At 69.1% G+C, this 11,573-nt stretch carries 13 protein-coding genes; 7 read left to right on the top strand and 6 right to left on the bottom strand.

Translation table 11 applies throughout. The annotated features are described in order from the left end of the window. Positions 1-246 precede the first annotated feature (246 nt). Complete coding sequence (locus tag ABZ851_RS21360) at positions 247-450, top strand: MbtH family NRPS accessory protein (RefSeq protein ID WP_336051915.1); 204 nt, start codon at positions 247-249, stop codon at positions 448-450. Positions 451-1,274: 824 nt separating this feature from the next. Next, positions 1,275-1,829: a GNAT family N-acetyltransferase gene (locus tag ABZ851_RS21355; protein ID WP_361129857.1), complete on the top strand. Its 555-nt coding sequence runs from the start codon at positions 1,275-1,277 to the stop codon at positions 1,827-1,829. A 136-nt stretch (positions 1,830-1,965) separates the two neighbouring features. Here the strand turns inward: ABZ851_RS21355 and ABZ851_RS21350 are convergent, their stop codons facing one another. Continuing rightward, positions 1,966-2,721, bottom strand: coding sequence for a dienelactone hydrolase family protein (locus ABZ851_RS21350; protein ID WP_361129854.1), 756 nt, complete (start codon positions 2,719-2,721; stop codon positions 1,966-1,968). Between the two features lie 321 nt (positions 2,722-3,042). Here ABZ851_RS21350 and ABZ851_RS21345 point away from each other — a divergent pair, with 321 nt between their 5' ends. After that, on the top strand, positions 3,043-3,528 hold the full coding sequence (locus tag ABZ851_RS21345; protein ID WP_361129851.1) for a hypothetical protein: 486 nt from the start codon (positions 3,043-3,045) through the stop codon (positions 3,526-3,528). Positions 3,529-3,625: 97 nt separating this feature from the next. Here ABZ851_RS21345 and ABZ851_RS21340 read toward each other — a convergent pair whose 3' ends face one another. Further along, the gene (locus ABZ851_RS21340) at positions 3,626-4,012 is read right to left on the bottom strand and encodes a VOC family protein (RefSeq protein ID WP_361129848.1); all 387 of its coding nucleotides are present in this window, start codon (positions 4,010-4,012) and stop codon (positions 3,626-3,628) included. A gap of 63 nt (positions 4,013-4,075) precedes the next feature. Between ABZ851_RS21340 and ABZ851_RS21335 the strand changes: the two genes are divergently transcribed. After that, on the top strand, positions 4,076-5,119 hold the full coding sequence (locus ABZ851_RS21335) for a YafY family protein (protein WP_361129845.1): 1,044 nt from the start codon (positions 4,076-4,078) through the stop codon (positions 5,117-5,119). Here ABZ851_RS21335 and ABZ851_RS21330 read toward each other — a convergent pair. Then, positions 5,075-5,605 (bottom strand): SRPBCC family protein, encoded by a 531-nt coding sequence (locus ABZ851_RS21330; protein ID WP_361129842.1) that lies wholly within the window; start codon positions 5,603-5,605, stop codon positions 5,075-5,077. The two genes, ABZ851_RS21335 and ABZ851_RS21330, sit on opposite strands and share 45 nt — an antisense overlap. 424 nt (positions 5,606-6,029) lie before the next feature. On the opposite strand from ABZ851_RS21330, the gene ABZ851_RS21325 reads away from it, so the two are divergent. Next, positions 6,030-7,265, top strand: coding sequence for a hypothetical protein (locus ABZ851_RS21325; protein WP_361129839.1), 1,236 nt, complete (start codon positions 6,030-6,032; stop codon positions 7,263-7,265). A gap of 130 nt (positions 7,266-7,395) precedes the next feature. Here ABZ851_RS21325 and ABZ851_RS21320 read toward each other — a convergent pair whose 3' ends face one another. Further along, complete coding sequence (locus ABZ851_RS21320; RefSeq protein ID WP_361129836.1) at positions 7,396-7,560, bottom strand: hypothetical protein; 165 nt, start codon at positions 7,558-7,560, stop codon at positions 7,396-7,398. Between the two features lie 61 nt (positions 7,561-7,621). Between ABZ851_RS21320 and ABZ851_RS21315 the strand changes: the two genes are divergently transcribed. Beyond that, positions 7,622-8,146, top strand: a complete 525-nt coding sequence (locus ABZ851_RS21315) for a MarR family transcriptional regulator (protein WP_361129833.1) — start codon at positions 7,622-7,624, stop codon at positions 8,144-8,146. Between the two features lie 138 nt (positions 8,147-8,284). On the opposite strand, the gene ABZ851_RS21310 is transcribed toward ABZ851_RS21315, so the two are convergent. Then, a complete protein-coding gene (locus ABZ851_RS21310; RefSeq protein ID WP_361129830.1) occupies positions 8,285-8,956 on the bottom strand; it encodes a DUF4142 domain-containing protein in 672 nt (223 codons plus the stop codon). Positions 8,957-9,215: 259 nt separating this feature from the next. Further along, positions 9,216-10,589 carry an MFS transporter gene (locus ABZ851_RS21305; RefSeq protein WP_361130184.1) on the bottom strand — a complete coding sequence of 458 codons (1,374 nt, stop codon included), beginning with the start codon at positions 10,587-10,589 and terminating at the stop codon, positions 9,216-9,218. A 428-nt stretch (positions 10,590-11,017) separates the two neighbouring features. Here ABZ851_RS21305 and ABZ851_RS21300 point away from each other — a divergent pair, with 428 nt between their 5' ends. Then, entirely contained in the window at positions 11,018-11,560 is a 543-nt protein-coding gene (locus ABZ851_RS21300) for an FABP family protein (RefSeq protein WP_361129827.1), read from the top strand. The last annotated feature ends 13 nt before the right edge of the window (positions 11,561-11,573 follow it).

The following is an 11,573-nucleotide window of genomic DNA, read 5'->3' as shown; positions in this document are numbered from 1 at the left end:
TGTCCATGCCCCCACCGCACCGTGTACGGCGGATTGCCGAAAGGCCCCCCGTACACCGGACGTTGACGGCACCCTGAACGAGATCAACTGCCGAATCAACTGCCGACGAATCCGCCCGACACGACGACCGCCCGACGAGACCTGCCGATCAGCAAGCCCCACGACCCCCGCCCGATCCAACCCAACCCAACCCAACCCAACCCGGCTCAACTCAACTCAACTCAACCGATGATGGGAGAGCGTGACATGGACGAGAACGCCCGCTACCAGGTGCTGCGCAACGACGAGGACCAGTACTCGCTGTGGCTGGCCGATCTGGAGGTCCCCGAGGGCTGGCACGCCGTGGGCAAGGAGGGCACCCAGGACGAGTGCTCCGCCTACGTCGACGAGGTCTGGACCGACATGCGCCCCCGCAGCCTGCGCGAGCGCATGGACCGCGCCGCCTCCTGACCGATCCGTCCCGCAGGGCCCCGGCTGACCGCCGCGCGCCCTGCCCGTTTCCGCATCACCCTCCGTGCGGGCCGCGACCACGAGCCACCGGCCGACGCGGCCCGCACGGCCCGTTCACCGCTTTCCCCTTGCGGCCGCACCTTTCGCGGCCTTCGAGCCGCCGCGCCTGCCGCGCCGCGCCGCCGTCCGCCGCGCCGCCGTCCGGGTCGCCGGGCCGCCCCGCGACCTTGCGCGCCGCCCGGCCGCCGAAGAACCCTCGCTGCTCACCGCCGGCGAAAACGATTTCCCGGCGCTGCTTCCCCTTTCCCCTGGTCGCAGTCCTGCGGCAGACATCCCGTTGTCCACGGTAAATGGCAGGGTACGCCTTAATTACCTGTCATATCGGATTTGGCGCCAGGTAGTGACGATAGGGCGTTATTACGCTATACCAGTGGCATGCGCCGCACAGGCCGGATGCCTGAGAGCGGAGTTCAAGACTTTTTACGGGGTGAGGGAACTGCGGATCGCGGGGGATTTTCTCAGTGGCCGGTCCGTGACATGGGCCTGTTTCGCCTGGCCGGAGCGTCGGGCACCACTCCGTTCCGCCATCGGGCCACGGCGGTCGACGGCATGACGGGGTAACTTCCGCCGCACGGCGCAGAGTTCGCACGAGATCACGCACTTTCACACATGCCCGGACACGGCCCGCGCCGCGCCCGCCGCACGACCGGCGCATTCCGGGAAGTCGGCCCCCATGTTCCACGCCGGCATTGCCTTTCATCTCACCTCATCTCACCTCACTTCACCCGGATCACTTGTGCTTTCCCATGAGAAGGGACCCTGAAATGACCCCGATCCTGCGCACCGACCGACTGATTCTTGCGCCCTACCGGCCCGAGGACGAGGAGGTCTTCGTGGCGCTGCTCGGTGACGAGGAGGTCTGCCGCTGGATGGGCCAAGACCGCGTACCCGAAGACCAGATCCGGGCCATATTCCAAGCGATTCTCAACGAGATCTATGCCAAGAACATGTTCGATGTATGGGCTGTGTGGTCCCAGGGCGTCTATGTGGGCCATGCGGAGATCAAGAAAACCGGCAACGTCGACGGCTACGAGATGATCGCCGCTCTGGTCAAGGAGAGCCGGGGCAGGGGGGTGGGCAATGAGTTGGTACGCGGTCTGCTGCGCTACGCCGCCGACACCCTGCGGCTCAACGAGGTCTACGGAATGGTGGGCGCCGAAAACGCCGCCAGTCTGGCGCTGGGCAAAAAGCTGGGGTTCACCCACGTCCGCGATGTCGTTGCGGACGACGGCACGGTGACGAAGATGCTGGTCATGCCCACCGGAAACAACCGGCACCCCGACCCCGGCGCAAATCCGGCCGCCGTCCCGGTGGGCTGACCGGGACCCTCCCGAGCGAAGGTTCTGCACACGGACCGGACCACAAGTCAGAGGCTGCCGGACCGGCTGCCGGCAGGCCGGTAGACCGGCAAACCGGCGGGCCGGTGGCTGTCCCGCCGTCGGCCCGCCCGTGGTGTCAGAGACAGCGCCCGAAGAGCTCCAGCATGCTGCGCCAGTGACGTGCGTCCGCCTCGGCGTTGTACGCGGCGGTGTCGGCCTGCGTATAGCCGTGGTCGGCACCTTCGTACAGCTCGCTGCGGTAGCGCACACCCGCGGTGTCCAGGGTCTGCTCCAGGCTCTTGATCTGGTCGGCCGGCATCGAATGATCGTGGTCGGCGTGGCCGAAGTACAGCTCCGCCGTGATGCGGTCGGCGAGCCGGTGCGGACTGTCCTCGGCGTCGGTCCCCAGGCGGCCGGCGTGGAAGGCGGCCGCGGCGCCGATGCGGTCGGGATGGGCCGCGGCGGTGCGGATGGCGAGGACCCCGCCCATGCAGTAACCGGTGGTGCCCATCGGGCCGTCGGTGACCTGCGGGGAGGCGGTCAGCCAGTCGAGGTAGGCTCCGGCGTCCCGCACCGCCAGGTCCGGAGTGAGGGTCTGCAGCACCGGGAAAAGCTGCTCGAAGATCTCCGGCCGCTGGGAGGGATCGATGAAGTCCGGCAGCTCCACCACCGGGGCGCGTCCGGCGCGGTAGAAGACATTGGGCACCAGCACCGTGTAGCCGTGTCCGGCCAAGCGCCTGGCCATCTCCTCCAGCGACGGCCGCAGTCCGAAGGCGTCCATGTACAGCAGGACACCGGGGTGGGGCGCGCCGTCGTCCGGGTGGGCGAGAAAGGCATCGGCGAGGCCGTCCGGAGTGGGGATGTCCAGGGGGCCACCGTGCACGCTCGTCATGTCCGCACCTTTCATCAGGTTCCGGGCAACCCGCAAGACGCCGCCCGCCCGCCGGCCGACACCCCGACGGACTCCCCACAGTAGCCACCCGCGCGAAACGGAGTCCTCTGACGAGACCGCACGGCCACGCTTCCGGCGGGGAGCTCCTCCGCCGGAAGCAACAGCAGACCCGCTTCCACATCGCCCCGCGCCCCCGCCCCGCACCCCCGGCACTGCCGGCCCCTGCCACTGTCGATCTGTCAGGGGCCCACCACGGACGCCCCTCAAGTCTGTGCACGCCCGTAGAAGTCCCTTACATTTCCCCCGTGTTGGAATCCAGGTATGGCCACTACCTCTCCCGACCCCGTGCCGCTGCCCCGCAACGAGCCCTTGAGCCGGCCGCGAGCCGAGGTCGAACGGCTGTGTGACGAAGCGACGCGGCAAAAGGACCTGGCGCACCGCAGGGCCGAGTTCTGGGTCAAGGCCGATATCGCTCTGGGCTTTCCCGCGGCTCTCCTGGCCGGTGTCTCCGGAGCCGCGGGCCTGGCGTCAGCGGACGCCCGCGTGCCTGCTGCGTTGGTGGCCCTGGCCGCGGCGGGGTGCGCGGCGGGCGCCGGCTTCCTCCGCAGCGACAACAGGCGCCTGGCCAACAAACGCGCCCGGCAGGCATGGGCTCTCGTGGAGGCCAGGGCCCGTATGAAACTGGCACAGGACCGCGTGCTCCCCAACGACCTCGCCGAGATCCTGGAGAGCCGCCAAGCAGCCCTGGCGGCCTACGAAGGCGAAGACCCTCCACCCGGCCCGACCCCGACGGCCACCCCGGGCTGACGGCTGATGCACCGCCGGCCCTCGACCGAGCGGCGGTTCACCGCCAAGCCGCGGTGCGCGGTCATGGTCATCGTCATGTGCCTGCAGGTCGTGGGGCTCAGACCAAAGTGGAGAGGCAGAACGGGTGTCCTGCGGGGTCCAGCAGGACGAGCCACCGGTCGGGGTCCGGCTGAAACGCGGGCTCGACGGCCCCCAGGGCGAGCATCCGGTCCCGGGCGGTACCCAAGTCATCAACGCCCAGGTCGATGTGGGCCTGCTTTTCCTGGGAGGGGTCCGGCCAGGTGGGACGGCGGTAGTCGGAAAGCCGGTTGAACCCCAGCCCGGCCCCGCCGTCTTGGCCGAGGAGGACGAAGTCGTCAGTGGAGAAGACGAGGGGCAGGCCAAGGGCCTCGCCGTAGAAGCGGGCCAGTTCGGCGGGGTCCGGGCAGTCGAAGGTGACGGCCGCATAGCGGAACGAGGGCGCGGAGGTGTGTGCCGTACTCATGAAGCAGACGCTATGGCGGGACCAGGACAGCTTCGGTCCTGGTCGTGTGGAACACTCCAGAATGTGATCAGCGCATCCGCCCGCCTGCTGCGACTGGTCGCCTTGTTGGCCGCCCGGCCGTCGTGGACCTGCGGCGAACTGGCCGACCGGATGGCAGTCACCGAACGCACGGTGCGGCGGGACATCGCCAAGCTCAGGGAACTGGGCTACGCCGTCGAGTCCGACCCCGGCCCGTGGGGCGGCTATCGCCTCCGGGCCGGAGCGCGGGTTCCCCCGCTGATCCTCGATGACGAAGAGGCGCTTGCCGTGGCCGTCGGGATGCGCGAGGCCGCGCTCAGCGGCGCTCTCGGCGGCGACCAGGCTGCCCTGTCAGCCCTGCTGAAACTGCGTCAGGTGCTGCCGCGGCGGATCGCGGAACGGATGGGTGAGATGGACGCCACCTTCGTCCACACGCCCAGATGTGACGAGCCGCAGATCTCGGCCGGCATGCTGCTGGAACTGGCGGCCGCTTGCCGCCGGGGCGAGCGCACCCGACTCTCGTACCGCGACTGGGAAGGGAGAGCCACGGTCCGGGACGTCGACCCGTACCGCCTCGTCCACACCGAACGCCGGTGGTACTTCGTCGCCCGGGACGTCACACAAGCCCGGTGGCGGACCTTCCGGGCCGACAGGGTCGACCGACTACAGCCAACCGGGCAGCTGGTGGAACTCGTCGACCCACCCGACCCGGCGCTGCTCGTCTCCCGCTCCGTCGCGACCGGTCCCTACCCGCTCCATGCGACGATCCGCCTCCCGATGCCCATGGACCGAGCTCTGCGGCTGATCCCGTCGTCAGTGGGTTCCCACCGTCCCGAAGGCCCCGATGCCACGATCGTCGACATCGGCGGCCCCGACGCAGAAGGCCTCGCGGGATACCTTCTCGGCCTGGCCACACCCCTGCACGTCCTGTCGCCGGAGGCGGTACGGCAGGCCCTGCTCCGCCGTATCCAGGAACTCTTCGAGCACAACGCGAACGGTCAGCTACCGATCGAAGCGACGCCACCTGGCGGCACCACCCGGCCTTCAGAGACCGGCATCCCGTTCGGCCAGTCTCTTGAGGGTCAGTAGCTGCTTGCGCATCATGATGAGATCGCCCCAGGCCAGAAGCGCGCGGCGCAGCCTGCGGGGGAGCGGCCCCCCGGCCTCGGCAGCGACCTTCACCACCAGACGGCAGCCCGCTCCGAGCGGAGTCAGGGTGTAGCTCACCGCCATCTGGCCGTGTCGTGCGGCGAGTTGGGCCGGCAGCACACCGGTGATGTGCGTCCCGGTCTCGAAGCTCGCGATCTCGAACACGAGGAAGGGCTGTCCCAGGGCCAGTTCCGGCAGTCCCTGGACCAGCGTGCGCGGGCTCTTCCGCCCGCGGACATCGATCCAGTCGTAGCTGTACGGCGCGAGGGTCAACTGCCGCAGCCAACGGAAGACGAGGCCGGGCGGCGCCGCCACGTCCACCGCCCGGACCCACCCCTCGGCAGGCCCCGCCACCAGAGGATCACAGGGATACCGTGCTTCCTGCTCCGTAGCGGTGGCGCCCCAGACCTTCCCGGTCAAGAACATGCCCTGACCCTACGTGACCTCCCGCCGTCCCTCGCCGGCGGACCTGGCGTCCGTCCGCCGTCACGGGTCCCTGGACCTCGACGACCGCCTTCTGCCCGTGGAATAGCGGCCGCTATCGCCTGCAGGCTGATGAGCAGGGGGTGACCTGTGAGCGTACTGAGCGGCGGTTCCGGCAGGGGGAGCCGGTCCGTGCGCTGTCCGTCCCTGATGAACTACGTTGATCATGCAAGGACCGGCACCGGGGCGTCGCGTGCAGGACAAGGCTGCCTGTCGGCAAGGGCAGTTCAGCGACGCCCGCCCGGCCGGCGCGCCACAGGCGGCGACGGTGGGGGAAAACAGCCGGCGATGACGTCACCAGAATCGGAGAACAGCAATGCGGTACGAGTCGTCCGCGCAACCTGACACGCGCGGTACGCCATCCCTCGTGAGGCCGACCTCGCGTCGTTGGCTGCTGGGAGTGTCCGGCGCGGCCCTCCTCACAGCGGCTTGCAATCCCCAGGGCAGTAAGGAGGCGAGCGGCGAGGGGAGTTCGCAGACGAATACGCAGACGAATGCGCGGAGCGGCAGCGCACCCATCGGCGAGGCGCCGGACGGCGCGCTCGGGGTGAACTTCAACGAAGATCCCTCCGACATGGATTTCGCCGAGGTGAGCGCCCTTTCGGCGAAGTGGGTGCGCGGCTTCGTCCCGATGACGGACGACCTCGACGCGAACCCCCCGGCCCAGCAGCAATCCATCGCCAGGCTGCTCGACGCGAGCGGGAAGGACTTCCGGACGATCCTCTCCCTGAAGTTCCCCTTCCTGACCCTCGGGCAGTCGCTTCCCAAGGTGGGCAGCAAGGAGATGGCAACGCAGCTGAAGCGCGTGGACCGGGTGCTGGACGCTGTCATGGGGAAGATGGACATCCTCACCATCGGCAACGAGCCCTTCCTCGAGACCGGGAAAGACGAGCGCGACGCACGCCTCAATGTGTTCTACGAGCACGTCGCCGAGCACGTCATCGACTACCGCGGGAAGAAGTTCCCGCACGGCTGCCGGACCCGCCTGTACATGGGTGCTCTCAATCACCTCGACACGAAGGAGGGGCGTACGCCGGCCACCGAGCGGTGGGTCACCTTCGTCAACAGGAAGCCGGAGCTGGAAGGCCTCGACATCCATCCGCACGTTGACTCCCTGGAGGCGGCCGGCAAGTACGTCCAGTACGTCGTGTCCCGCCTGGACAAGAACAAGAAATTTCTCGCCACGGAGTTCTCCCTGGTACAGCTCTGGGAACAGCACATGGGCGACAAGATCCCGGCGGCCTACGCAGAGAAGTACAAGGTGCCCCCGAACACCCGCGTGTGGCAGGTGATCGGCAATGCCATCGAGAAGCCCTTCCCCCAGAAGAGGTGGGACGACTTCCTCGCGATGAGTCCGTGGTTCGCGCCCCACAAGGACTATCTGACGCAGCAGATGCGGATGTTCCGGGAGACCGGGAAGCTCGCGGTGGCGACCTACGGGGTGACGCAGATCAAATCCATGCAGACGGGCTGGGGCGCTCACAAGAAGCCGTGGATTCTCAACCCCCTGTACGCGAACCGCACCGTCCGGAAGGAAAACGGAAAGGTCGGGCGGACCACCGTCTGGTTCGACTCGTTCCGCGCCCTGCAGGATTCCCACTGAAACGACGTTTGCGGCGGACGCCCTGATCCGCATGACGCACCAGGGCCACCGCAACACATCGAGGACAGGGCATGCCGCGCCCGGAAGTACTCGGGCGCGCGCTCGGCTCCGTGGCGGCCGGCTGCGGCGCTCAGCGTTGGTGGCGCTGCGCCTGGGCGATCTGCTGGACGAGGGAAGCGGGCGAAGCCCTGCGCTGGGCGGCAGCGGCCAGGGTGGGGAAGAGTCCGCCGATGGCGCTGCCCAGGCGTGGTTGCCGGTCGGCAACTGCGCCACACGCGACGGCCCTTGCTGTCAAAACGGGGCATCAAGGCCGGTCGAGTGAGTGGGCAGCGTTCGAAGGACGATAGAAAGGGGGGATGGCCGAGCGTGAAGCCCCTGCGGGGGACGTGAATGATGTGGATGCGGTGACCCGTGCGGTGCTCACGGCGTCGAGACTGCTGGTCGCGGTGTCCGCGCGTTCGCTGGCGGCGGTCGAGGAGCGGGTGACGCTGCCGCAGTTCCGGATGCTGATGGTTCTCTCCACGCGCGGAGCCACCAAATTGGTCGTCCTCGCGGAACTGCTCCAGGTCGCCCCTTCGACCGCGATGCGCATGGTGGACCGGCTCATCACGGCCGGCCTGGCAGACCGGCAGATCAACCCAGGCAATCGTCGCGAGACCCTGCTGACGCTCACGGGGGAGGGGCGTCGCACCGTTGAGGATGTCACCCGCCGACGCCGCGCCGAGATCAGTGAGATCGTCGAACGGCTGGCCCCCGGTGAGCGGGCCGCTCTCATCAAGGCGTTGACCGCTCTTAACGAGGCGGGTGGTGAGCCGCCCGCGCATGGTCTGGAGCTGCATCCGCTGGGGTGGACCGACGCCTCGGCGCAGCGTGGTGACTGAGGCCGGTGGAACCGGGACGGCGACGAGGCGAACTCGGCTGAAGCGTCAAGGGGCGCCCGGCGAGGCGGTCGCCGGAATCGTTGCGGCCCGCTGGCCCGCTGGCCCGCTGGCCCGCTGGCCCGCCACCTGGCGTCTTGCTCACTTGGGAATGGTTGAGGCGACGTCATCAAGGGTGGAGTCCTTGACCAGACCGGTGTCCTCCATGACATCCATGTGGTCCTGAACGGTGTTGTTCGTCTGCGTTGCCAGCCGCCGGATCAGGGTGTTCTTGGTGGATGCCCGGACCTCGCCGATGGTGATGAAGATCTTGCCGTGGGAGGCCCGCAACAGGTCCACGAAGAGTTGGTCGAAGGCGCGGCCTTGGGCGTTCTTCAACTGGGCGATCCAGCCCTGCTGTTCGGCAGTGGCCTGATCGGGGATCGGTACGTTCAGCGCATCGGAGTCCTCACGGGCCAGCTGGTCGAGTTTGCTGTGCCCTTCGAGCAGATGCATACCGGCGCGTTTGATGGCTTCGCTCGAGGCGTGCGTCTGCGCGAGCCGTCCGGCCGGTATCTCCCACAACCCGGCCTGCCGGACCTTGGTGAGGAAGGTCTTGTCCAGCGCCGTGACCGCCCCGGTGTTACCCGATGGAGGGGCCGCCGGGCCGGCCTCTGCTGCCGGGAGGTGGGCGGAGACCGCCTCGTCGGCGGAGCTGTCTCGCTGGGCGAGCCACACGGATACGGTGGCGATGACCGCGATGAGAGCGACGGTGATGGTGATCACCCGGCCACGGCCGGCCGGCTGCCTGACATTGCGAGCATGAGACTTCATCATGCCTCCTGGAGTGCGCGACAATGCGCTGACGAGCGCTGTGGCGCAGCGGACTGCTGGGGCATGAGCCACGCTAATCTTTGCATGGGGCAAAGAAATCGATTCAGCGATGATGCGCAAAAGCGGTTGACGCTCGATGCCTGTCGGATAGGATCCCCCGCCTTCGTCTCGCCGCTCGGCGTCCGTATACCGCAGACCGCCTGCCGCCTACCGTCGACCACCCACTACCGCCTACCGACCGCCGACTACCGACCACCGCCTACCGCCGCGGCCAGGCATGCCCTTTGCTCCTCTGAGACCTTCCGGGCTTTGCCGGTACGCACCGCCACGCGAGGCCTGCGGCGGCCAGGTAGGCGAGCGCGCCAATCGCCATGCTCAGGCGTGTCCCCGCGTTGTAGTCGGCGGCGGTGGCGAGCAAGGTGCCGCCGAGTGCAACCCCGGTGGCGCTGCCGATCTGGCGGGTGGTGTTGAACAGCGCGGAAGCGGTTCCCGAGTACTCCTCAGGCGCGGCGCCCATCACGGTGGAGGTCGAGCCGGTGAGGGCGAAGGAGGTGCCGAAGCCCGCGGCCATCATCGGGAGCACCAGCAGCGGGTAGGCCGGGGCGGCTCCCGCCGCGGCCCAGCCCGCCAGCCCCAGGGCCGCCAGAAGCATGCCGCAGACCACCAGCGGACGATCGCCGGTGGTGCGGGTCAGCCGCCCGGACAGGACGGAGGCGAACATGGTCATCGCCACGGCCGGGAAGAGGGCCGCGCCGGTGCCGAGGGCGCTGTAGCCGCGCTGGTGCTGGAAATCCAGGCTGGCGGTGAACACCATGCCGTAGAAACCGAAGTTGAACAGCAGGCCGATCAGGGCTCCGCCGCTCATCGCACGTGACCGCAGCAGGCGCGGTGGCAGGGCGGGAGACCGGGCCAGCCGCTCGCGCGTCAGCAGTGCCGCGACCGCCGTGGCGGACAGGCCCAGCCCCGCGAGCACGGCCGGATCGGACCAGCCGCGACGTCCGGCCTCGTTGAGGGCGGCCGTCAGCAGTGCCACCGCCGCCACGACGAGGCATTGCGCCGGCCAGTCCAAGGCCCGGCCGGCGCGGCGGGGCGAGGGTGCCACCTGCCGCAGCGTCAGTACCAGACAGGCCAGGCCAACGGGCAGATTGATCAGGAACACCCATCGCCAGCCCGCGGTGGAGACCAGCAGTCCACCCAGCAACGGCCCGGCGGACGCCGCGATACCCGCCATCGAACCCCATAGCCCGAAGGCCCGTGAGCGTGCGGCGGCTGCCGGGTAGGCCTGCTGGAGCAATGCCAGGGAGCCGGGCACGATCAGCGCCGCGCCGAGCCCTTCCACCAACCGGGCGACAATCAGGAACGGGGCACTCGGCGCGAGCGCGCACGCGGCCGAGGACGCGGTGAACACGGCCACGCCCGTGCAGAAGACGCGACGGTTCCCCAGCCGGTCGCCCAGCGCCCCGCCGGTCAGCAGAAACCCGGCGAAAACCAGGGTGTACCCGTCGGTGATCCACTGAATGCCGGTGAGCGAGGCCGACAGCTCCCGGCCCACCACCGGCACAGCGACGTTGATGATCGTCACGTCCAGGATCACCATGAAATACCCGGCGCACACCGCCAGCAGGGGCGCCAAGGACTGCCGCCCGGACTCCGGGGGCCGCTCCGGAGCAGGCACGGCCCCGCCGCCGTCGGCTGCCGCCGCGCACATCATGTCGATCACTCCATCCATCCCGCCTGCGGCGAATTGCCCGAGAGGAACCGTAAGGCGCGTGGGGCGCATCGTGCGGGATCCGGGCTGAGACGCCGGGGCCGTCGCGGCCGATCTTGCGCGGCCAGGCATCGCCCGGCTCCTGCTACGCCACACCTTCCGCGCCTTCCACCGGGCGGGCCGGCGCTCCTGCACCCTGTGGACGCACGCGGACACCGGCGCGCTCGACCTGTATCTACGGATGGGCATGACGGTCCGGCACAGCTCCACGGTCTTCCGCGAAGATCTGCGTGCCTGGCTAGGCTGCTGCCCCCGGCACCAGCCTCGACAGCCTCGGCCCAGGAGCACCCCTCATGTTCGACCACGCACAGAAGCCCCCGTACCCCGACGCCCTTCGACCGGACGAAGCACCGGCGCCGCACGCCCTGCTCGCTCCGGTGCTCGGGCTCCTCGGTACCTGGGCCGGACAGGGGCGCGGCGAGTACCCGACGCTCGACGAGCAGTTCACCTACGCGCAGGAAGTCACCTTCAGCCATGACGGGCGTCCCTTCCTCCACTACGAGGCACGCGCCTGGCTGCTCGATCCGGACGGTGCCCCGCTGCGCCCGTCGGCCAGGGAGAGCGGCTGGTGGCGGCTGCAGCCGGAAGGGCGGGTGGAAGCACTGATCACCCAGCCCACCGGCATCGCGGAGATCTCGGTCGGCCGCGCCGACGACAGTACGGTCGACCTCTCCACCCACGAGGTGGCTCTCACCCCCACCGCCAAGGAGGTCACCGCCACCCGCCGCCGCTACGCCCTCACCGACAAGGACACCCTCACCTTCGTCCACGACCTCGCAGCGGTCGGCCGGCCGCTGCAGCACCACCTGTCCGCGCGGCTTCGACGTCGGGGCTGACGCCAGCCACGCC

Origin of the sequence: Streptomyces sp. NPDC047049 (assembly GCF_040643995.1) — a bacterium.
Classification (GTDB): Bacteria; Actinomycetota; Actinomycetes; order Streptomycetales; family Streptomycetaceae; genus Streptomyces; species Streptomyces mooreae.
This window is presented reverse-complemented; position numbering and strand designations above follow the sequence as displayed.